This is a genomic window from Stenotrophomonas pavanii, assembly GCF_900101175.1.
GTDB classification, from domain to species: domain Bacteria; phylum Pseudomonadota; class Gammaproteobacteria; order Xanthomonadales; family Xanthomonadaceae; genus Stenotrophomonas; species Stenotrophomonas pavanii.
In genome coordinates, this window is record NZ_FNFQ01000002.1 from 281,341 (window position 1) to 301,552 (window position 20,212).

At 67.8% G+C, this 20,212-nt stretch carries 18 protein-coding genes and 1 pseudogene; 5 read left to right on the top strand and 14 right to left on the bottom strand.

What is annotated here, in order from left to right; translation table 11 throughout:
* Positions 1-48: 48 nt before the first annotated feature.
* Positions 49-2,400 carry a GH92 family glycosyl hydrolase gene (locus BLS66_RS04765; protein WP_074725248.1) on the bottom strand — a complete coding sequence of 784 codons (2,352 nt, stop codon included), beginning with the start codon at positions 2,398-2,400 and terminating at the stop codon, positions 49-51.
* Between the two features lie 461 nt (positions 2,401-2,861).
* Between BLS66_RS04765 and BLS66_RS04770 the strand changes: the two genes are divergently transcribed.
* Positions 2,862-3,104, top strand: a complete 243-nt coding sequence (locus BLS66_RS04770) for a hypothetical protein (protein WP_074725249.1) — start codon at positions 2,862-2,864, stop codon at positions 3,102-3,104.
* A 59-nt stretch (positions 3,105-3,163) separates the two neighbouring features.
* On the opposite strand, the gene BLS66_RS04775 is transcribed toward BLS66_RS04770, so the two are convergent.
* Both BLS66_RS04775 and BLS66_RS04780 read right to left on the bottom strand, forming a co-directional pair.
* Positions 3,164-3,487 (bottom strand): thioredoxin family protein, encoded by a 324-nt coding sequence (locus BLS66_RS04775; RefSeq protein WP_074725250.1) that lies wholly within the window; start codon positions 3,485-3,487, stop codon positions 3,164-3,166.
* Between the two features lie 5 nt (positions 3,488-3,492).
* Positions 3,493-3,909, bottom strand: a complete 417-nt coding sequence (locus BLS66_RS04780; RefSeq protein ID WP_014037377.1) for a host attachment family protein — start codon at positions 3,907-3,909, stop codon at positions 3,493-3,495.
* Positions 3,910-4,479: 570 nt separating this feature from the next.
* On the opposite strand from BLS66_RS04780, the gene proP reads away from it, so the two are divergent.
* The gene (proP, locus tag BLS66_RS04785) at positions 4,480-5,967 is read left to right on the top strand and encodes a glycine betaine/L-proline transporter ProP (protein WP_049467055.1); all 1,488 of its coding nucleotides are present in this window, start codon (positions 4,480-4,482) and stop codon (positions 5,965-5,967) included.
* Positions 5,968-6,062: 95 nt separating this feature from the next.
* On the opposite strand, the gene BLS66_RS04790 is transcribed toward proP, so the two are convergent.
* The 10 genes and pseudogenes from BLS66_RS04790 to BLS66_RS04835 form a co-directional block, all read right to left on the bottom strand.
* Complete coding sequence (locus BLS66_RS04790; RefSeq protein WP_074725251.1) at positions 6,063-6,692, bottom strand: ATPase; 630 nt, start codon at positions 6,690-6,692, stop codon at positions 6,063-6,065.
* Positions 6,693-6,695: 3 nt separating this feature from the next.
* Positions 6,696-7,037: a type II toxin-antitoxin system prevent-host-death family antitoxin gene (locus BLS66_RS04795; protein WP_049467051.1), complete on the bottom strand. Its 342-nt coding sequence runs from the start codon at positions 7,035-7,037 to the stop codon at positions 6,696-6,698.
* A gap of 70 nt (positions 7,038-7,107) precedes the next feature.
* A pseudogene (locus BLS66_RS04800) lies at positions 7,108-8,693 on the bottom strand (sensor histidine kinase).
* 9 nt (positions 8,694-8,702) lie between these two features.
* Positions 8,703-9,107 (bottom strand): response regulator, encoded by a 405-nt coding sequence (locus BLS66_RS04805; protein WP_074725252.1) that lies wholly within the window; start codon positions 9,105-9,107, stop codon positions 8,703-8,705.
* 136 nt (positions 9,108-9,243) lie between these two features.
* The gene (locus tag BLS66_RS04810; RefSeq protein ID WP_074725253.1) at positions 9,244-10,698 is read right to left on the bottom strand and encodes a surface lipoprotein assembly modifier; all 1,455 of its coding nucleotides are present in this window, start codon (positions 10,696-10,698) and stop codon (positions 9,244-9,246) included.
* Between the two features lie 87 nt (positions 10,699-10,785).
* Positions 10,786-11,550 (bottom strand): Slam-dependent surface lipoprotein, encoded by a 765-nt coding sequence (locus tag BLS66_RS04815; protein WP_074725254.1) that lies wholly within the window; start codon positions 11,548-11,550, stop codon positions 10,786-10,788.
* A 52-nt stretch (positions 11,551-11,602) separates the two neighbouring features.
* Entirely contained in the window at positions 11,603-14,719 is a 3,117-nt protein-coding gene (locus BLS66_RS04820; RefSeq protein WP_074725255.1) for a TonB-dependent receptor, read from the bottom strand.
* A 182-nt stretch (positions 14,720-14,901) separates the two neighbouring features.
* Positions 14,902-15,858, bottom strand: a complete 957-nt coding sequence (locus tag BLS66_RS04825) for a FecR family protein (protein WP_074725256.1) — start codon at positions 15,856-15,858, stop codon at positions 14,902-14,904.
* An 82-nt stretch (positions 15,859-15,940) separates the two neighbouring features.
* Entirely contained in the window at positions 15,941-16,444 is a 504-nt protein-coding gene (locus tag BLS66_RS04830; RefSeq protein WP_074725257.1) for an RNA polymerase sigma factor, read from the bottom strand.
* Between the two features lie 128 nt (positions 16,445-16,572).
* Positions 16,573-17,499: a LysR family transcriptional regulator gene (locus tag BLS66_RS04835; protein WP_074725258.1), complete on the bottom strand. Its 927-nt coding sequence runs from the start codon at positions 17,497-17,499 to the stop codon at positions 16,573-16,575.
* A gap of 150 nt (positions 17,500-17,649) precedes the next feature.
* Between BLS66_RS04835 and BLS66_RS04840 the strand changes: the two genes are divergently transcribed.
* The 3 genes from BLS66_RS04840 (at position 17,650) to BLS66_RS04850 (ending at position 19,734) form a co-directional block, all read left to right on the top strand.
* Complete coding sequence (locus BLS66_RS04840) at positions 17,650-18,516, top strand: pirin family protein (protein ID WP_074725259.1); 867 nt, start codon at positions 17,650-17,652, stop codon at positions 18,514-18,516.
* Positions 18,517-18,588: 72 nt separating this feature from the next.
* A complete protein-coding gene (locus tag BLS66_RS04845) occupies positions 18,589-19,269 on the top strand; it encodes an isochorismatase family protein (RefSeq protein WP_074725260.1) in 681 nt (226 codons plus the stop codon).
* A gap of 66 nt (positions 19,270-19,335) precedes the next feature.
* Positions 19,336-19,734, top strand: coding sequence for an OsmC family protein (locus BLS66_RS04850; RefSeq protein WP_074725261.1), 399 nt, complete (start codon positions 19,336-19,338; stop codon positions 19,732-19,734).
* Between the two features lie 116 nt (positions 19,735-19,850).
* Here BLS66_RS04850 and BLS66_RS04855 read toward each other — a convergent pair whose 3' ends face one another.
* Positions 19,851-20,180: a hypothetical protein gene (locus BLS66_RS04855; protein WP_049467031.1), complete on the bottom strand. Its 330-nt coding sequence runs from the start codon at positions 20,178-20,180 to the stop codon at positions 19,851-19,853.
* Positions 20,181-20,212: the final 32 nt, after the last annotated feature.

The following is a 20,212-nucleotide window of genomic DNA, read 5'->3' on the forward strand; positions in this document are numbered from 1 at the left end:
CCTACCAGGTGCGGGGCAATGACGGCGGCAATGCGGCGCCGCTCCGCATCATCGGCTCATCGAATACGGCGCCTGCGCGCCCTGTCCCGGCCAGTCCTTGTTCGGCTCGGCCTGCATGCGGAAGTGCAGTTCGCCGCCCGCCAGGATTTCGTCATGGCCCAGGAAGGTGCGCTGCAGCGGCTTGCCGTTGAGGCTCACGCTGCCAACGTACGTGTGCTTGTCATCCAGGCCCTCGGCCACGATGGTGAACGTCTTGCCGTTCGGCAGACGCATCGCGGTCCTGGGCAGGAACGGACGGCCCAGGATGTACTCGCCCGAGCCCGGCGCCACCGGGTAGAAGCCCAGCGCGGTGAACACGTACCAGGCCGACATCTGGCCGACGTCATCGTTGCCGGCCAGCCCATCGGGGCGGTCTGCATACTGGGTGTCCATGATCTGCTTCAACCGCGCCTGGGTGCGCCACGGTTGGCCGGCGTACGAGTACAGGTAGGCCACGTGATGGCTGGGCTCGTTGCCGTGCGCATACCAGCCGATCAGGCCGGTGATGTCTTCCATGTGCTCGAAGATCGATGGATCCACCTTGGCGTTGAACACCTCGTCCAGGCGCGCGAGCAGTTTGTCGCTGCCCCCGTGCGCCGACGCCAGGCCGGCGACGTCCTGCGGCACGTACCACGAGTACTGCCAGGCGTTGCCCTCGGTGTAGTCGGTGCCGTAGCCGCTGGCGCTGGGGTCGAACGGCGTACGGAAGCTGCCATCGCGCTTGCGCGCGCGCATGAAGCCGGTGTCCTTGTCGAACGCGTTGCGCCAGTTACCCGCGCGTTTGTCGAAAGTGGCCGCGATGTCGGCCTTGCCCATCGCCTGCGCCATGCGTGCGATGGTCCAGTCATCAAAGGCGTACTCCAGCGTCTTGCTGGCCGCTTCGCCTTCCTCGTCGATCGGCACATAGCCCAGCTCACGGTACTGCGCGATGCCATCGTACGGGCCGTAATTGGCGGTCTCGACCATCGCCTTCAGCGCCTTGTCGGCGTCGAAACCACGAATGCCCTTCACGTAGGCATCGGCGATCACCGGCACGGCGTGGTAGCCGATCATGCACCAGTCTTCCAGGCCATGGAACGACCACACCGGGAGCATGCCGTAGGGACTGTGCTCATGATGCGCCAGCATCGAATTGACGAAGTCGCTGTTGCGCTTCTCCGGCTGCACCAGCGTCAGCAGCGGGTGCAGCGCGCGGTAGGTGTCCCACAGCGAGAACGTCGAATAGTGCGTGAAGCCGTCAGCCTTGTGCACCGCGTTGTCCGAACCGCGGTACTGGCCATCGGCGTCCATGAACAGCGTCGGCCCCAGCATCGTGTGGTACAGCGCGGTATAGGCACTGCGCCGCGCATGCTCGGGGGCATCGATATCGAGTACCGACAGCGCCTGCGTCCAGTCCTGCTTCGCCTGCGCACGCACCCGGTCGAAATCGAAGTCGGCCACTTCCGCGTCGAGGTTGGCGATGGCACCGGCCTCACTGACCGGCGAGATGGCTACCTTCACCACCAGCGGTGCATCCAGCTTGCCGAAGTTGAAGGTGCCGACCAGCTGCCGGCCTTCGATCTGGGCGCGCTGGGCCGGGTCCTTCTCGCCCGGCGGCGGGAAGCCCTTGTAGACGATGTCCTGCTCGGTGTTGTGCAGCTCATGGCCGGCCAGCGGCCGCGAGAAACGCATCGCGAAATACAGCTGGCGGCCCGGTGCCCAGCCACGGGTTTCGCGGAAGCCGGTCACGGTGCCATCGGCGCGCACCCGCACCCGCGACCACAGCACCTTGCCCGGGTAGTCGTACATGCTGGTACGCATGTCCAGCAGCACCTTGGCGTCGGTGCCCTTGGGGAAGGCATAGCGATGCACGCCCACGCGGGTACTGGTGGTCAGCTCGGCACGCACCTTGTAGTCGTCCAGGGTGACCGCGTAGTAGCCCGGCTCGGCCTTCTCGTCAGCGTGGCGGAAACGTGAGGCGTAACCGCTGCGCGGCTTCTCCGGATCACCCCGCTCCAGCCCGGGGTTGCCGGTGAACGGCATCAGCAGGATGTCGCCCAGGTCCGAATGACCGGTGCCGGAAAAATGCGTGTGCGAGAAACCGACGATGCTGCTGTCGTCATAGCGATAGCCCGCTGCCCACCCATAGGCCTTTTCGCGCGGCTGGATGCGCGTGTCCGGGCTGAGCTGGACCATGCCGAACGGCACCGTCGCCCCCGGGTAGGTATGGCCTTCTCCGCCGGTGCCGATGAACGGGTCGACCGAGGCGTATGCCTTGTCGGCGACGGTTCTGGCTGGGGCCGCACTGGCCAAGCCGGAAGCGAACATCGCCGTGGCGGCGACAGCGATCAGGAGGCGACGGTCCAGCATGGGCATCGGCATTTGGATCGATTCAGGTGGTGGTCCGATCCTAGCATCGGCCCGGCCCTGTCGCATGCTGCAGTGCGGCCGCCGGAACCGGCACGATGATTTGCACGTAATTGCATGGCCGGACGACGAGCCGCCTCATAGCCTTCCGGTCTCCCGCTTCCCGATCGGTGCCAATACGGCAATGGATGTCCACACATGCACTTCTGAAAGACCGCGCCTTCGGAGCGGGAGAAAGCGAGACGAACCATCAATTGGTACGCAGCGCCTCGATCTGCCCAGGATGGCGCCGCAGCGGACATACCGCTGCCGGGATTGGAACCCCGTTTTGAGCTACGAGATCTGCTTGCCGTAACTACGGCGGGCGGTGTGCGGCGGCCGCATGGCCCTCCGGCTTTTCTCGTAGCTCAGCCGAAGTTCCAACCTCGCATCGCCCGCCACCCTTGCGGTGGCCCTCGCACCCAAGGAGTTTCCGCATGACCCAACGTCTGCTCAGCCCGGCCATGGAGTCGCTGTTCCAGCGCATCGAACACGCCCTCAACAGCGCCGAAGGCATGGCCATCCTCATCGGCGAGCAGTACGGCCCCGAGCCGAAGCCGCCCGCGCCGATGGGCTACAACGCCAAAGAGATCGCCAATGCGATGGTCATGCTGAGCCAGCATGGCCGGTCGTTGCTGCAGAAGCTGCGTGCGGAAGCGGAAAAGGTGACCTATCACTAGGCCGCCCTGCAGCCGAGCCTGCTCGGCGCCGTGCGCACCGCACGCAGCGATTGCTGCCTTCAATCGGGCAATGCGCCCTGCAAGGTGGCGAGGTCGGCGCTGTCGACCGGCCTCACCACGCGCGCCACTTCCTGGCCGTCATGCAGCAGCACCACGGTGGGCCACAGTTTTACCTTGAACGCACGCCCCAGCGGCTTTCCCTTGCCATCCTCGATCTTCCAGTGCACCAGATCGTGGGCATCCACGAATGCCTGGAGTGCGGGCTGCGCCGCCTGGCAATGACCACACCAGGGTGCACCGAACTCCAGCAGCTGCCAGCCCGCCTGAGCTTCCACGTCCGCACCGGCGGGCTCGGCCGCCGAGTAGTCACGCATGAACGCCATGCCGGTTACGCCGCCAACGCTTTCTGGATATCCGCCAACGGAGCATTGGTCAGGTCCTTGGCAATATCGCCCAGCAGGCGCGCCTGGACTTCCTTGTGCAGCAGCGGGCGGATGCGGCCCAGCGTGGTCGGGTCTGCCACCAGCACCAGGTGTGCATAGCGGTTGTTGAGCGCATCTTCGTTCAACTGCTCGGCCACCTGCTTGGCGAACGTCGCCTCGTTGAGCTGCGAAATGGACATGTCCTTCGGCACCGCGCCGGCCGGGCCCTGACCAGAGACGCCCTGCTCGCTGATGTCCTGCAGGCGCAGCTCACCTTCCTGCTTCAACGCCAGCTGATGTTCGCTGCCGACGTTGGTGAACACGCGGGCCGAACCACCATCGGCGACGATGATCAGCGTGCCTTCGGGAATGCGACGGGTCATGCGATGCTCCTTCTCGATTGCGTTCAGCGCTACCGTAGACAGCGTGGCGTGAGCGCTGCGGCCAGAGTTCGTTCAACGCATGTCATTGCACGCTGCGCGGATGAACAGGCGCCATGGAACACAGCGTACAGATCAGTCCGCTTCGCTGCATGCTCACGCCGATGCCGTTATGATGAACGGATGATCGACACGACCCACTACGTGACGGGCGCACCTGTTACGTGGGAAGCACTGCCGACCGGCGCTTCGCTTGCCACGATCGCTCCCGCCCTGCCGTTCCACCGCCTCGCGCTGGATCCTGGCGGATGAAGCCCGCAGGCCCTCGGCCTGCACGCCCCACGCTGCTGTGACCTCCGGCCGCTGACTGCGCGACCGCTGTGATCCCGTTGCTGCGTTTCCGCCGTTGCGGCGGTGCGTTGCCGTGCGCGTGGCGTCGTGCCTGCACACATTCCCCGGCCCCCCACGCCACTCACCGATGCCCCTGCGCCACCTGCGCCTGCATCGCCGTTTCCGATTTCCGGGACCTACCTCACCGCTCATTTCCCCTCTTCTGCCCACAAGGGAGCCCCCATGCAGGACACCCCCGATGCACATGCCCATTTCGGCTGGTTCAAGCGCCGCCGCCACCTGAAGGTCGATGAGATCACCGTCGTAGACAAGCCCATGCTCAAGCGCGCCGTCGGCGCGGCCGCACTCGGCAATGCCATGGAGTGGTTCGACTTCGGTGTCTACGGCTACCTGGCCGTCACCATCGGCCAGGTGTTCTTCCCGTCCAGCAATCCCACCGCGCAGGTGATCGCCGCGTTCGCCACCTTCACCGTGGCGTTCCTGGTGCGGCCGCTGGGCGGCCTGGTGTTCGGCCCGCTGGGTGATCGTTACGGCCGCCAGAAAGTGCTGGCTTTCACCATGATCCTGATGGCGCTGGGCACCTTTTCGATCGGCCTGATTCCCGCCTACGAGCGCATCGGCATCTGGGCGCCGGTGCTGTTGCTGCTGGCGCGCGTGGTGCAGGGCTTCTCCACCGGCGGCGAGTACGGCGGCGCGGCCACCTTCATCGCCGAGTATTCCACCGACCGCAACCGCGGCCTGATGGGCAGCTGGCTGGAGTTCGGCACGCTGGGCGGCTACATCGCTGGCGCCGGTACCGTCACCGCGCTGCACATGCTGCTGAGCAGCGGGCAGATGCTGGACTGGGGCTGGCGCATTCCGTTCCTGGTGGCCGGCCCGCTGGGCCTGCTCGGCCTGTACATGCGCATGAAGCTCGAGGAAACCCCGGCGTTCCGCGCCTTCGCCGAGGAAGCCGAGAAGCGTGAGCACGAGCGGCCGGGGCTGGGCGCGCTGTTCCAGGTGCATGGCCGCCAGCTGCTGGTGTGCATGGGCCTGGTGCTGGTGTTCAACGTCACCGACTACATGCTGCTGACCTACATGCCCAGCTACCTCAGCGTCACCATGGGCTACGCCGAGAGCAAGGGCCTGCTGCTGATCATCATCGTGATGCTGGTGATGATGCCGCTGAACATCGTCGGCGGCCTGTTCAGTGACCGGCTGGGCCGGCGCCCGATGATCATCGGTGCGTGCATCGCGCTGCTGGTGCTGGCCATTCCGTGCCTGCTGCTGGTCGGCAGCGGCAGCGACGGGCTGATCTTCCTCGGCCTGATGCTGCTGGGGCTGGCGCTGGTGTGCTTCACCAGCTCGATGCCGTCCACGCTGCCGGCGCTGTTCTACACCCCGGTGCGCTACAGCGCGCTGTCGATCGCCTTCAACGTGTCGGTGTCGCTGTTCGGTGGCACCACGCCGCTGGTGACCGCGTGGCTGGTGGAACGCACCGGCGACCCGCTGGTGCCGGCCTATTACCTGATGGGCGCGGCGGTGATCGGGCTGGTGACGATGCTGTTCGTGAAAGAGACCGCCGGCCTGCCGCTGCGCGGTTCACCGCCGGCGGTCGGCAGTGAACGGGAAGCGGCTGCGCTGTTGAAGAGCGATGTGCCGGTGACGGTGGACCCGACCTTGCCGCCGCTGCCGGAGGCTTCAGAGGCCGAGCAGGTGAAGCCGGCCTGAGGCTCGGCGGGACCCGCGCTGTACAGCCGAGCCCGCGCCCGGCTGCCTTTCGGGGATCCGCCGGGCAAGGGCCCGGCGCGACGCCCCGTGCGACATCAATCACCCCGGGTGTTCAACGCCATCGCGCGCATCACGATGGGCTTGGCCCAGCCGGGCGTGTGCAGCAGGTCGGCTACCGCAATCGGGTACTGCAGTTCGCCCGCGGCCATGGCCAGTACCGGCAGCGGCACCACGCAGCCGTCGGCATCGGCCGGCGCGCTGTTGTCGTAGACATGCAGCTCGGCCAGGTGCGGCAGCAGCTCCAGCAGGTTCGCGCGCGCCGAATCGAAGCGCGCGTGGATCTTCTCCACTGGAATGTCATGGCCACCGGCGGCGACCCGCGCGGCAACGCGGGCGATATGCAGCTCGACGTTGGCCAGGCCACAGAACCAGATGGCCACGTGGTGGTGGTCGCACGCCTCGCGCAGCAGGCGCGGGATGGTGTTGCCCCCCAGCGTGGTCTCGAAGGCGAAGTCGGTGCCATCGGCCATGGCCTGGCGCAGGCGGCGGGCGCCTTCCTGCCAGGCCTCGGCGTTCGCCTCCGGCAGCGGCCAGCCGGCATTGACGAGGCGGCGGGTGAAGGAATCCGGGTTGAACCAGCCCAGCCCTTCGGCGTTCAGCCAGGTACCCAGCAACGAACTTTTGCCGGCGCCATTGACGCCGGCCAGCGCCAGGATGCGTCCCATCGATCAGAGCGGACGGCCGAGGGTGACCTTGCCGCCGCGCCGGATCGGCTGTCCCAGCACCTTGGCCAGCCCCGCCCCCTGCTGCAGGCCGGCCAGGGTCTGGTCGAACTCGCTGCGCAGGCGCTGCAGTTCTTCGTTGCGCTCGCCGGCATCACCGCCAGCGGCCTTGGCCAGCAGCTCCTGGTAGGTGCGGATGTCCACGATCACCGCTTCCGGGTGATTGTGGTTGGTGATGACCAGCGCCTGCTTCTCGCGCACGGTGCGCATCAGGCTCGGCCAGCCCCGGGTCTTCACCGACGAGGCCGGGGCCTTCTCAAGGCCAGGTAGATCCAGTGGCAGGGTCATGGCATCGCTCCAGGCGGGGTGGACGACCCCACTATACCCAATTTGGCCAAATTGGGGATAAATCCCCTTTTCAGCCCGATGATCCCGCTTCCGGGGCATCGGTCTGCAGCAGGCTGTCGCGCTCGCGCAGCGGGAAGCGGATCCAGGCATCGAGCCCCTGCGGGCCAAAGCGCAGTTCGCCGCTACCGGCCAGCTCGTACGGCACGCGCTGCTCGATCAGCGCCCGGCCCAGGCCGCGCTGGCGTGGCATTTCCCAGCCCTCCACGTCGGCATGGCGCTCGCACCAGTGCAGGCCCAGCCACGGTTCGGCGTCCTGCACCTGCAGATGCCAGGACACCTCGATCCGCCCCGCCTCGCGCGCGGCTGCGCCATAGCGCAGCGCGTTGCTCGCCAGCTCATGGATGGCCAACGACAGCACCTCGGCCGCTTTCGGTGGCAGCAGCACGTCTTCACCGTGCAGCTCGCACAGGCCCGTGCCCGGCATCTGCGCCGACACTTCCTCTTCGATCATCCCGCGCAGGCAGACCCCGGCATTGCCGCCGCGGGTCAGCAGGCTCTGAGTGCGCGCCAGCGACATCAACCGCCCGCACAGCCGCTCGGCGTACTCGTCCACGCTGGCCACGGTGCTGCGCGTCCGCCAGGCAAGGGCATGGATGGTGGACATGATGTTGCGGACCCGGTGCTGCAGCTCCGCCAGCAGCACCGCCTGGCGCTCGGTGGCGCGCTTGAGGTCGTCGATATCCACCGCAATGGCGAACACCCCGGTCACCTCGCCGTCTGCATCGCGCAGCGGCGCAGCGGCGACGCGTGTCCAGCGGGCGCGCCCGTCGTCATGGATGAACTGGAACTCCAGGCCAGGGACCACCGTCTCCCCCCGCAGGGCGCGGGCGATGGCGAAATCATGGGGTTCGATGGGCGAGCCGTCGGGGTGCCATCCCTGCCAGCGGTAGTGGTTGGGGCGATCGGTGTACGGCACCTTGCCGGTGGGCAGATAGGTCCGCATGCGGTCGTTGGACAGTTGCAGGCGGCCTTCGGCGTCGACAATGCAGACCCCTACCGGCAGCACCTTGAACGCCAGCGCCAGGCGGCGGTCGCTCTCCCGGCGCTTCTGCTCCTCGCGTTCACGGGCGGCCTGCGCGACATGCGCCGCCGTTGTCTCGAACATGGTCACCAGCACGCCGTTGATGCGCCCTTCCTCACCGCGGATGGGGCTGTAGGTGATGGTGAACCAGACATCCTCCAGCCGTCCCCGCCGCGCCAGCGGATAGAGCTTGTCCTCATAGGTGATGGTCTCGCCCTGCCACACCCGCTGGTAGATCGGGCCGTTGATGTGCCAGACCTCAGGCCAGCACTCGCGCGTGGGCTGGCCAAGCCCGCCCGGATGCTTGTCGGCGAGGATCTCGGCATAGCCATCGTTGTAGAGCTGCACCAGCTGCTGCCCCACAGCACGATCATCGGGAAGCCGTGGGCCAGCATCAGGTCGACGGTGGCGCGCAGGTGCGGCGGCCATTGCTCGATCGCCCCCAGCGGCGTGCCTGACCAGTCGTGGCGGGCAATTCGGGCGGCCATGCCGTCATGGCGCGCATGCGCCCGCAGCGACGGCGGCATGCCCGCCGGGCGCTCAACGGCCTGGAGACCCTCGATGCGGCGTGACATGCCGCGCAATCAGGCGATACCCGCAGCCGCCTGCGGGCGTGCCACCAGCCGTGCCAGCTGCTGCACCAGCGCCTCGATGTGATAGGGCTTGGTACAGCGGGGCGCGCCAGCGAAGCGGCTGGGCAGGTTGTCATCGTAGCCGGAGGTCAACATGAACGGCGTGCCGGCTTCCGCCAGGCGATCGGCCAAGGGGTAGACCAGTTCTCCCCCCAGGTTGATGTCCAGCAGGGCGACATCGATGGGGTGCTCATCGACCAGACGCCCCAGCGCCTGCAGGTCACCGGCCGGTCCCACCACCTGCGCTCCTTTCAGTTCCAGATAGTCCACCAGGAACATCGCGATGGCGAATTCATCTTCCGCCACCAGCACTCGCAGCCCTTTCAGGCTCTCTGGCTTGTTGCCCGCTTCCAGCACGACCCGCGCTCCTCGATACACGCGGCGTACCTCTGCCGCAACGCCTGCAGGATGCGCGAATCGGGCTACAAGGGCGCGTGATGATCGATGAAGATCGCGGCCACGACCTGTTCACTCCGGCCCTGCGACGGCGTCTTCAGAACGCGCGCTCCCATTTCAGGCTGAGCAGGCTGCGGTCGTGGCTGTACAGCCAGCCGACGTTGCTGTCGATGCGGGCATAGCGCAGGCTGAGGCTGGGGACCAGCCCGGCCACCGCCAGCCGCTCGCTGCGCACGATGGCGATCAGGGTCTGTTCTTCGTCCTGCCGGCGCGCCTCCAGCAATGGGCTCCAGGCCGCGTAATCGCGGTGGCGCAGGGTGATGAACACTGTGGCCGTGGTACCCCGCCACTGACGGGCCGCGCCCAGCCGCACGCCGCGCTGGCGGTAGCCGTTGGCCGGGTCGGCAGCGCTGCTGTCGGTCAGGTCCACGCCCGCGAACAGGGTCCAGCGCGGGTTGAGCGCGCGGAACCCGGTGGCATACAGCGCCGCCAGTTCGCCATCGTAGTTGTCGGCCAGGCCCGGCCGCCGGTAGCGCTGGCGTTTCCAGTCGGCCTCCAGCTTGAGCAGGCTGCGCGCGTCCAGCGCGTACTGCCATTCGCCGTGCACGCCACTGCCGCCCTGCAGGGCATGATTGCCCAGCGCCTGGTAGTCATAGCTCGGCGCCAGCTGCAGGGTGTGCCGTGCACTGCGCCAGCTGTAGCCGGCCTGCACGCTGGCGTTGAGCTCGTTGTATGCGCTGTAGCCACGCCAGGCCTGGCCGAACGCCAGCCCGCGCACGTACAGCCCATGATGGCCGGCCAGCGCCCAGCGCCGTTCCAGGTTGGCGTCGTAGTCCAGGCCGGTGGCGCGCTGCGCTTCGGGCAGCGTGCGTTCGATCAGGCAGGTGTCGCCGACACCGAACAGGCACGTGCGGCTGGCCGAACTGCGGTTGATGTTGTCGCTCCATGCAGGCCCGGCGGCGACCGAACCCTTCCAGCGCCTGCGTGCCTGCAACGCGTCCAGATAGCTGTCCACGCGTGCGCGCACACCAGCGGTGGCCGGATCGTTGCTGTCGATACCGGCCTTGATTGCACCGAACAATGCCACCGCCTCGCGGTCGCGCTGGTCTTCGGCATAGACACGCGCCAGTTCAAGGCGGGCGGGCAGGAAGTCCGGCTTCGCGGCCAGCAGTGCTTCGTACTCCTGTGCGGCGCGCGAATGATCACCGGCGACGCGGGCCAACGCACCCTGCGCATAGTGGCGCAGCAGCGGATCGTGCCCGGGAAGCTCGATGTACTCGGCCAGGAATGCCGCGGCGGCCGGCCACTGCTGGTGCTGCAGCGACAGGTACAGCGCCTGCCCGAGATCATCGACGGTGCGCTCCACCCGCACGGTCTGGCCATCGAGGGTGAGCGTCGGCCGTTGCGATTCGGCCTGCTGCAGGCGCTGCTGGTCCTGCTGCTGGTGGCGCAGTTCGCTGCCCTGTTCGAGCACGCGGCGGAGGTCGTCCTGCTGGGCGCGCACGTCGGCGGCAGCCAGCAGCAGGAACACGGGAAGCAGGGGGTGGCGCATGGTCGATCCGTGGTGCATGCAGCGGGCCGAAGCAGGGACTGGCGGATCGCGGCTTGTCCCTGCCCTGCCCCGTCAGGGGCGTGGCAATCAGTTCTTGCTGCCGCCGAAGGCGGTGTCGTACTGGCTGTTGCCGGCGAACGTGGCGATACCGGCCAGGGTGGCGGCGTTGGCGCCGAAGAACTGGCCCTGGCTGTTGCCGGTGACCGAACCGTTGGCGACGGCGGTGCCGGCGAAGGACGCGTCGGCGCTGTTGATGTTGGCGCTGATCGCCAGGGTCTGGCCACCACCGGCCAGGCCGCCGGTCAGCTTGCCAGTGCCGAAGTCCGCCGCGAAGGTGCCGCTGAGCAGGTTGCTGCCGTTGAACTTGTTCAGGCCGGCGACCGCGTAGGTGGCGGTGCCGCTGGGCAACGTGGTGCCTGCGCGGTCGCCGGCGAAGTACACCTGGCGGTTGTTGAAGCCACCCGCGGCGCCATCCTTGGACCATTCACCGAACCACACATCGCCACTGCCCACCTTGACGAAGTTGAAGTGGCCCATGCCGGCATGGTTGCCCGGCGTGCCGGTGATCGGCATGGCCAGCGTACGCACGGTCACGTTGCCCACGGTGGTGGGCGCCGAGTACGCGGACAGGCCCTGGAAATCGACCGGCTTGGCGTTGGAGACGGTGCCGACGCCGATGCCGGCCTTGCCTGCGCTGTGCGGCCCGCCGTTGACTTCGGAGGCACCGACCTTGACGTACAGCTGCGAATCGGTGGCCGGGCTGGCCGCACCGACGATGTCGGCCGCCTGGGCGGCACCGGCCAGGGCGAAGGTGGCGGCCATGGCCAGTACGGAACGGGAGATCATCTTCATGGAACTACTCCTTGGGTTGAGGGAACAACGGGTACAACAACAGAACAGGTGATCAGAAGCGCGCAGTGACACCGAGCTTCAGCGTGCGCCCCGGCGCCGGCAGCGTGGAGCGCGTGGCCGGGTCGACGTAGTAGCGGTTGCCGAGATTGGTCCCGACCAGCTCGACGCTGGCATGGTCGTTGATGCGCCAGCGCGCGTAGGCGTCGACGGTGGTGATGTTTCCCCAGGTGAACGGCACGTTCTGCCAGATCAGGCCACCACTGCCGCCATACAGGCGGTCACGATAGGCCTGCAGGTCCGGGTTCTGGTGGCGCTGGTAATGCACGATGCGGCTGCCCAGTTCCAGGCGCTCATCGAACAGCCGGGTGCCCAGCGACCCGTTCACCGACAACCGGGGAATGGCCTGGGTCAGCAGGTAGCCACTGACGAAGCCGTCCTGCACGCAGTCGGGCACCTTGCCGGCCAGTGCATCGAGCTGCACCGCCATGCTTTCGTCGCATACCTCGTTTTCCAGCGTGCGGCTGATGCCCAGGTCGATGAAGATGCGGCGGTTGTCGAAGCGCGCCTGCAGCTCCACGCCGCGGATGCGCTGCTTGTCCAGGTTGTCGAACAGGAAGTTGCCGTCGCGCTCGATCACGTTGCGGGTCTTGTGCACGTAGTAGGCCAGCTTCACGTCGGCATCAGCGGTGTTGCCGAACAGCGCCGACAGGTTGTGCACGTAGCCCACTTCGTAGTTGTAGGCGTGTTCGGGCTTGAGCGGGTACAGCGGGTTCAGGCTGCTGGAGAACGCGATGGTGCTCTCGAACATGCTGGGGAAACGCACCGCCTCGCTGTAACGGACATAGGCGCGCGCATTGGGCGAGAAATGCGCGGTGGCCGAGAAGGTCGGCAACCAGGCATGGTCGCGCCTGCGCTCATTGCGCCCGGATACCGTCTGCGGCCGCCCGCTCTGGATGCTGCACAGGATCTGCGCGCCCTGCACCGGCAACAGCCCGGGAATGGCCGCCACCTCGCCATTCAAGCAGGGGTTGCTGGCACGGCGGTAGTTGCCGTCCGCATCCGGCAGCCAGGGAATGCTGTGCTCCACCGCCACCGGCGTCTCGTACCTGCTCAGCAAGCCCTTGAGCAGATCATCGACGATGAAGCCCATGCCGATGCTGTCCCAGAACGCGCGCTGCGACTCGATGGCGTCGATCTCGCCCTGCAGGCTGGCCGGGCGCTCAGGCAGTTCGTTGACCCGGTAGCGGGCCTCCTTGGGGAACACCGAGGTGGTCATCAGCTCCGGGTGTTCCTGCAGGAAATCGTCGAAGGCCCAATAGCGCGCGTAGCGCACGCCGGCGCTCAGCGAGAGGAAATCCACCGGCCGCCAGTCCAGCACCAGATAGCCCTCGCCTTCCTGGCGGCGCCCGGCGCGCGGGTACATGCGCCAGCCATCGCTGACCCCGAAGTACGGGTCCGCCGAGCGCAGTTTCTCGAACTGCCAGTTGCCGCCCACGGTCAGGTCCAGGGTCGAATGCAGCGCGAAGCGGTTGCTCAGGGTCAGGCCGGTGCGGTCGTTGCGGGCATTGGCCAGCGCGGTATTGCGCAGGATCGGGCTGCTGCCGGGGTTCCAGTCGGGGTTGCTGGCAAAATTGGGGAAGCCGCCGGCGGTGTAGGTATCGCTGGTGGTTTCGGTGCGCCACAGGTTGGCACGCAGGTCCAGCCAGCGGCTGCCGGCGGGCTGCCAGTGGTATTCCAGGTTCCAGGCATCGGCATCGACGCGGCTCAGCGGCCACTGGATGCGGCCGTAGTCGGGCGCAGACAGGATGCGCGAGGGCATGATCTCGCCGTAGTGGGAGAGCGTACGCCGCCAGGTGGCGCGCAGCTGCTGGTCATCGTTGATCTGCCAGGTTGCTTTCAGCAGCCACGATTCCTGCTCATTGGAGGTGTTGGGCACCTCGTCGCCGGGCTTGAAATAGCGCGCCAGCGTGGTGATGTAGTCCAGGCCCTTGTACTCGAACTGCTCGCGTGGCTCCTGGTCGTAGTAGGCCGCGCCGCGGGTGCCGGAGAAGTAATTGCCGCGCTTGCGCCAGGCATAGGCCGCCATCACGTCGACATGCTCGCCGCGCAGGCCCAGCGCCAGCCGCCAGGCCTGGTCTTCCCCGGCGAACACATTGGTTTCAGAACCGCGCGACTTCACCGGCACCAGCAGCGTGCTGTCGGCATACGGCGCCGAGGGCGAGCCCTGCGGGAACCCGGGCACCGTGCGGTAGTCCTCGCCGGTATGCAGCCGCGGCAGGCGTGGCGCCACCGCATTGCTGCTGCCTTCGATCTTCAGCTCCCCGCCGAAGCGCTCACCGGCCTCCACGATGTCATCGACGTCGATGGTCTTGATCACCAGCGCGCCACCGATCCCGCTGTGCACATCGCGCACCAGCCCTGGCCCCTTGATGACCTGGATGCCACCTATCAGGTTGGGATCGATGTAGTTGCGGTTGCTGACGCCGTTGTAGCCGCGCCAGACCGTGAGCGCCTGCTCGCCACCGTCGATGCTGACCGGCACCCGCCCCGGCCCCTGGATGCCGCGGATGTTGATGTCCAGCGCGCCGCTGTTGCGCGCATCGCCGCTGAACACACCGACCAGATCCTTGACCACGTCGGCCGGATTGGCGCCGCGGTAGCGCTCCACCCGGTCGCGCCCCGAATACGCCGTGGTCATGTCCAGCGCGAACACATCGTCGTAGCCGCGCCGATCGCGGGCCTCACCCCCTTCCGACTGCAGGCGACCGGCCACGTCCAGTGTGTCGGTCACCCGCACCCCTTCCCCTTCCCCCGCCTCCGCTGCGGCGCGCAGGCTCCAGGTGCCATCCATGCCACGCAGGGCGCGCACGCCGCTGCCGCGCAGCAGCTGCTGCAGGGCCTGCATCTGGCTGTACTCGCCGTTCACCGCGCTGGAACGACGCCCTTCCACCAGGTCACTACGGAACACCACCTGCACATCGGCCTGGCGGCCAAAGCTGCGCACGGCATCGGCCAGCGGTTGTTCCGGGATGGCGTAGCTGCGCAGCGGTGCGGCCACCGCCGCTTGCGCCTGCGCGCTCGGCACCCAGGCCATCGGCAGCAGTGCAGTGGAGATGGCCAAGGCCAGGACAGTGGCGCGGCGATGACAGGCAGATGCCGTGGACGGCATGGACAGGAACTCCTCAAGCGGGGCGGGACCACGAGCACATCCGGTGCCGGTGGTGCGTCTGGCTTGAGGAGAAACGCTGTTTCGCTCTGGCTATACCTCTATAGACAGCCGGGTACGACCACTGCCCACGGTTTTTTCATGTTTTTTTCATGCGACCGATTCATGCGTGCTCCGCGAGTGCTTCACCACACCAGCAACGCACCGCCGGGCAAGCGCTGCACGCGCAGTCCCGCCTGCGCGGCCACGGCGTCGATGGCCGTGTCCGGCTGCTGCAGATGGAACAGGCCACTGACCCGCACGCGGGCGCTCTGGCCGGCCAGCACCCAGACCGGTGCACGCCGGTAGCGGCCGAGGTCGGTGATGGCCTGCGCAGCGGGCAGATCGTCGATGACCACCTCACCGCGACGCCACGGTGCCATCGCCTCCGGCGCGGCCTGCTGCAGCGGCTGCAGCCAGCGCCCGTCACGGAACGCCCGTGCCTGCCCGGCGCGCAGGCGCTGCACGCTGCCATCGCCCGGGCGCACATCGACCATGCCCTCGCTGACTTCGGTGGTGATGATCGCGCCCTGCATGGACACGCTGAACGCCGTACCGATATCGCGGATCCGGCCACCGCCGGCTTCGACCTGGAACGGCCGCTGCTCGTGCGCGACCTGGAACCAGGCCTGCCCGCGCAGCAGGCGCACGCGCCGCTGCGGGCCATCGAACGCGAGTGCCAGCGCGGTGCCGGCATCGAGCACCGCCGTGCTGCCGTCGTCCAGCTGCACCACGCGCGGCGCAGTGCTGCTGCGCAGGTCGCTGCGCGCGAGCAGCAATGCGTGGGGCGCGGCCGCGACCATCAGCACCACCACCGCTGCGCTGGCCAGCCGCCACGGCAGCCGGCGGCGCGGTGCGATCGGACGCAGCCCTTGGCGATCGGTGGTCAGTTCGGGCAGCGCGGCCAACACTTCGGGCCCGGCGGCGTCCAGCCGCAGCCAGAAGGCCTGTTGCTGGCGCCACGCCAGTGCGTGGCGGGGATCAGCCTGCAGCCAGCGCTGCAGGCTGCGTTGCTGGCGTTCCGGCAGCGGGCCTGCACTGCACCGTATCACCCAGCGCAACGCCTGCCTGGCCTGCCGCGGCGAGGGTTCGGACGTGGTCATGGTTGTGGCCTGCCGCACCGCGAACGGGTGCGCTTTCCTGTTGTGACAACGGCGGGCACGATCTGCCCACGGCAATCGCCGCTCATTGGCCCATTCCCCGCTGCTGTTGCTGGATCAGCAGCGCTGCGCGCAGCACATGCTTGCCGACCAGGCTCTTGGAGATTCCCAGGCGCGCCGCGATTTCGCGCTCGCTCAGGCCCAGGTAGCGGTTGAGCACGAAGCACTCGCGCACCTGGGCCGGCAGGGCCAGGATGGTCTGGGTGATCTCGCGCAGCTGGGCCTGGTCCAGCGCCTGCGCCTCGCCATCACCACGGGCCTCGGCCATGTCGACGGCGTACTCGGCCATGGCCCGGCGCTCGCGGGCGTCGGCCTGGCTGCGGTTGAGCGCGTGGTGGTAGGCCATCCGGTACAGATAGCCGCGCGGCTCCAGGATGGGCGGATCGCCGGGCACGCTGCTGGCCTTCAGGTACAGGTTCTGCAGGGTGTCCTCGGTGCTGGCCGGGTCGAGGTAGCGCGCGATGAAGCGGGACAACGCACGGCGCTCGCGGATCAGCAGCTCGACCAGCGCCAGGGCATTGGGAGACATAGGTGCCAAGGCCGGACCGGGGAATGATGGGCGTGATGGCGGCGGTCCGGACGTGGATTGTGGGCTGCGCGGCCGCAGGCGGCAAGCCGCGCCACGAAAGCATCATCCACGCACGGCGTGGAGAGGATCTACGGTTCCTCCAGCGCCTCGAAGCGTTCGGCGAGGTAATCGATCAGCGCACGCACCGCAGGCAACAGACCGCGTCGCGACGGGAACACTGCGTGCACGATGCCGTGCCTGGGCACCCATTCCGGCAGCACCCGCACCAGCGCGCCGCTGGCCAGCTCGTCGCTGATCATCATCCGCGGCAGCATCAGCACGCCCACCCCGGCCACCGCGGCGGTGCGCAACGCGATCATGTCATCGCTGACCAGCCGCGGGCGATGGTGCACGCTGGCCAGCACCTCGCCCGGCCCGGTGTATTCCCAGGCATGCTGCTGGCTGGGCGATGCCAGATCGACAGTCGGCATCATCGCCAGGTCGGCCGGCACCTGCGGCGTACCCAGCCGCTGCAGCAGCGCCGGGCTGGCACTGGTGCACCAGGCCCGGCGCGCCAGCACGCGCACCACCAGGTCACTGTCCTCCAGGGGTGGCGGCCGCACCCGGATCGCCACGTCCACGCCCTCGCCCACCACATCCACGCGCCGGTTGGTGGCGTCCAGCTGCACCGTCACCTGCGGGTGCAGGGCGAGGAAATCGGCCAGCATCGTGCCGATGCGCGCATGCAGGATCGCGATCGGGCACGCCAGGCGGATCGTGCCGCGCGGCTCAGCGCGTGACATCGCAATGGCTTCTTCAGCCGCTTCGGCCTCGACCAGCATGGCCTTGCAGTGGCGGTAATAGTCCTGGCCGACCTCGGTGACCGAGAAGCGCCGGGTCGAACGCTGGATCAGGCGCACGCCCAGCCGTTCCTCCAGCAGCGCGATGCGCCGGCTCAGTTTCGACTTCGGCATGGCCAGCGCCCGGCCGGCCTGCGAGAAGCCGCCGTGCTCGACCACCATGGCGAAGTAGAACAGGTCGTTGAGGTCACAACGGCGGATATCTGCGATGAACACGAGGCGACCTCCTGCGGCCGACGGCCTGCCGCCAGTGTTCACCATACAGGACTATGACGGCAACTATTGGCGTCTACCGGTCCCATTGTTGCGCCGATATCGTCTTCGCAACGAACAACAGCGGCCGGCAGCCCCGGCCAGGAGATCGCCATGAAGCGTGTCACCGGTACCTACAGCGCCCCCCGCCCGCACTGGGTGGGCGACGGATTCCCCGCCCGCTCGATGTTTTCCTACAACACCCACGGCCAGCACCTGAGCCCGTTCCTGCTGCTGGACTACGCCGGCCCCTACACCTTCGCCCCCAGCAATACCCCGCGTGGCGTCGGCCAGCATCCGCACCGCGGATTCGAGACCGTCACCATCGTCTATGAAGGTGAGGTCGCCCACCGCGATTCGACCGGCGCCGGCGGCACCATCGGCCCGGGTGACGTGCAGTGGATGACGGCGGCCTCCGGCATCCTCCACGAGGAATTCCACACGCCGGCGTTCAGCAGGCGCGGCGGCACGCTGGACATGGTCCAGCTGTGGGTGAACCTGCCGGCACGCGACAAGATGGGCGCACCGGGCTACCAGACCCTGCTCGACGCGCAGATTCCCTCGGTGGATCTGCCCGATGGCGCCGGCCGCGTGCGTGTCATCGCCGGCCGCTTCGACGGTCATGCCGGCCCGGCGCGTACCCACACGCCGATGGATGTCTGGGACATCCGCCTGCGGCAGGGCCGGCACGCCGAGCTGCCGGTGGCCGAGGGCCGCACGCTGGCGCTGGTGGTGCTGAAGGGCACGCTGCGGATCAACGGCGGCCAGCCGGTCGGCGAGGCGCAGCTGGTCACCTTCGACCGCAGCGGCGAGGACGTGTTCGTCGACGCCGACAGCGACGCCACCGTGCTGCTGCTCAGCGGCGAACCAATCGACGAGCCGGTGGTCGGCTACGGCCCGTTCGTGATGAACAGCCAGGCCGAGATCGCGCAGGCGGTCAACGACTTCAACAGCGGCCGCTTCGGCCAGATCGCGCACTGATCGTTTCAACGCGGCGGGCGATGGCCCGCCGCATCCTCCGGGCCCTCGCCCCCCCTTTCCAGGAGACTGACCATGAGTACCCCCGCCAACTTCAACGGTGCCCGCCCGGTGATCGATCCGGACAACGCCGCGATGCTGCTGATCGACCATCAGAGCGGCCTGTTCCAGACCATCGGTGACATGCCGTTCACCACCGTGCGCGCCCACGCCACCGCGCTGGCCACGATGGCCACGCTGGCAAAGATGCCGGTGATCACCACGGCCTCTGTTCCGCAGGGCCCGAACGGCCCGCTGATCCCGGAGATCCATGACGCGGCCCCGCATGCGCAGTACGTGGCGCGCAAGGGCGAGATCAACGCCTGGGACAATCCCGAGTTCGTCGCTGCGGTGAAGGCCACCGGCCGCAGGCAGCTGATCATTGCCGGCACCATCACCAGCGTGTGCATGGCCTTCCCGTCCATTGCCGCCGTTGCCGATGGCTACCAGGTGTTCGCGGTCATCGATGCCTCCGGCACCTATTCGAAGATGGCCGAGGAGATCACCCTGGCCCGCGTCGTGCAGGCGGGCGTCGTGCCGATGGACACCGCCGCGGCGGCCTCGGAGATCCAGCGCAGCTGGAACCGCGACGATGCCCAGCAGTGGGCCGAGGTCTACACGAAGATCTTCCCGAACTACCAGCTGCTGATCGAAAGCTACCTGAAGGCGCAGGAGGTGCAGAAGAACCACGAGCCGCTGGATTCGCAGCGCAGCTGAGCGCGCAAGACGGTACAGTCCAACGCGTCGGGCACGGCTCGACGCTACAGACCGATGGAGAACCTGATGGCCTACGCACGCATTGTTTCGACCGCCGACAATTACCTGCACCACATCAGCAATGGCCACTTCGATGTGGATGCGGACGAGCCCGCCGCGTTGGGCGGCCAGGGCAAGGGCTTCGCACCGTTCGACCTGTACCTGGCCTCACTGGCGGCCTGCACCGCCATCACCCTGCGCATGTACGCGCAGCGCAAGGGCTGGGACCTGGGCGAGTTCCATGCCGAGCTGCGTTCGGAACGTGACCCGGACGGACGCCTCCACGTGCACCGCGTGCTGCATGCCAGTGCCGAGCTGAGCGATGCGCAGTGGCAGCGATTGCTGGAGGTGGTGGAAAAGACCCCGGTCACCCTGGTGATGCGCGAAGGTGCGCGCATCACCAGTGAGCGTGGGGCTGCAGCGTAACCCCATCCACGCATGGCGTGGATCTACTGTGGAGCCAAGGGCAACGGCAGGAGCCGTTGCCAATGTCGCGCGCGGCGGGCCGGAAAGCCGGGCATGGGCCCGGCTCTACGGAAGCTTCAGCGCCGTGAATGCAGCACGGTGCGCTGGCGCATCGCGTTGAACTCCTGCTCCACCTGCTGGATGTCCTCGGCCTCGAACCCGGCCGCATCCAGCAGCTGGTCGGCGGCTGCGGCCGCCAGCGGATCATCGTCGCGCTGGCGCCAGCAGCGTGCCGGCAGGAAATAGCCCACTTCGCTGCGCCCGCGCATGATCACCACCGGCCGGCCCGCATACAGCAGGAACTCGGCCAGGTGCTGGCGCAGGCCCTCCACGGAAACATAGGCCGGCCCAGCGCCCAGCATCTGGCTGGACGGTTCGGGACTCTCGAACAGCTTGCGACGGCTCATCCACTCCTCCTTTTGAACAACGCGTGGTCTCC

What these genes read in the sequence shown, in the direction of transcription:
- BLS66_RS04770 (WP_074725249.1), top strand. Translation starts at nt 2,862, where the DNA reads ATGACCCAACGTCTGCTCAGCCCGGCCATGGAGTCGCTGTTCCAGCGC.
- BLS66_RS04780 (WP_014037377.1), bottom strand. Translation starts at nt 3,909, where the DNA reads ATGACCCGTCGCATTCCCGAAGGCACGCTGATCATCGTCGCCGATGGT.
- BLS66_RS04775 (WP_074725250.1), bottom strand. Translation starts at nt 3,487, where the DNA reads ATGGCGTTCATGCGTGACTACTCGGCGGCCGAGCCCGCCGGTGCGGAC.
- BLS66_RS04795 (WP_049467051.1), bottom strand. Translation starts at nt 7,037, where the DNA reads ATGACCCTGCCACTGGATCTACCTGGCCTTGAGAAGGCCCCGGCCTCG.
- BLS66_RS04850 (WP_074725261.1), top strand. Translation starts at nt 19,336, where the DNA reads ATGGCCTACGCACGCATTGTTTCGACCGCCGACAATTACCTGCACCAC.
- BLS66_RS04790 (WP_074725251.1), bottom strand. Translation starts at nt 6,692, where the DNA reads ATGGGACGCATCCTGGCGCTGGCCGGCGTCAATGGCGCCGGCAAAAGT.
- BLS66_RS04810 (WP_074725253.1), bottom strand. Translation starts at nt 10,698, where the DNA reads ATGCGCCACCCCCTGCTTCCCGTGTTCCTGCTGCTGGCTGCCGCCGAC.
- BLS66_RS04830 (WP_074725257.1), bottom strand. Translation starts at nt 16,444, where the DNA reads ATGTCTCCCAATGCCCTGGCGCTGGTCGAGCTGCTGATCCGCGAGCGC.
- BLS66_RS04825 (WP_074725256.1), bottom strand. Translation starts at nt 15,858, where the DNA reads ATGACCACGTCCGAACCCTCGCCGCGGCAGGCCAGGCAGGCGTTGCGC.
- BLS66_RS04815 (WP_074725254.1), bottom strand. Translation starts at nt 11,550, where the DNA reads ATGAAGATGATCTCCCGTTCCGTACTGGCCATGGCCGCCACCTTCGCC.
- BLS66_RS04840 (WP_074725259.1), top strand. Translation starts at nt 17,650, where the DNA reads ATGAAGCGTGTCACCGGTACCTACAGCGCCCCCCGCCCGCACTGGGTG.
- BLS66_RS04845 (WP_074725260.1), top strand. Translation starts at nt 18,589, where the DNA reads ATGAGTACCCCCGCCAACTTCAACGGTGCCCGCCCGGTGATCGATCCG.
- BLS66_RS04855 (WP_049467031.1), bottom strand. Translation starts at nt 20,180, where the DNA reads ATGAGCCGTCGCAAGCTGTTCGAGAGTCCCGAACCGTCCAGCCAGATG.
- BLS66_RS04820 (WP_074725255.1), bottom strand. Translation starts at nt 14,719, where the DNA reads ATGCCGTCCACGGCATCTGCCTGTCATCGCCGCGCCACTGTCCTGGCC.
- BLS66_RS04765 (WP_074725248.1), bottom strand. Translation starts at nt 2,400, where the DNA reads ATGCCGATGCCCATGCTGGACCGTCGCCTCCTGATCGCTGTCGCCGCC.
- proP (WP_049467055.1), top strand. Translation starts at nt 4,480, where the DNA reads ATGCAGGACACCCCCGATGCACATGCCCATTTCGGCTGGTTCAAGCGC.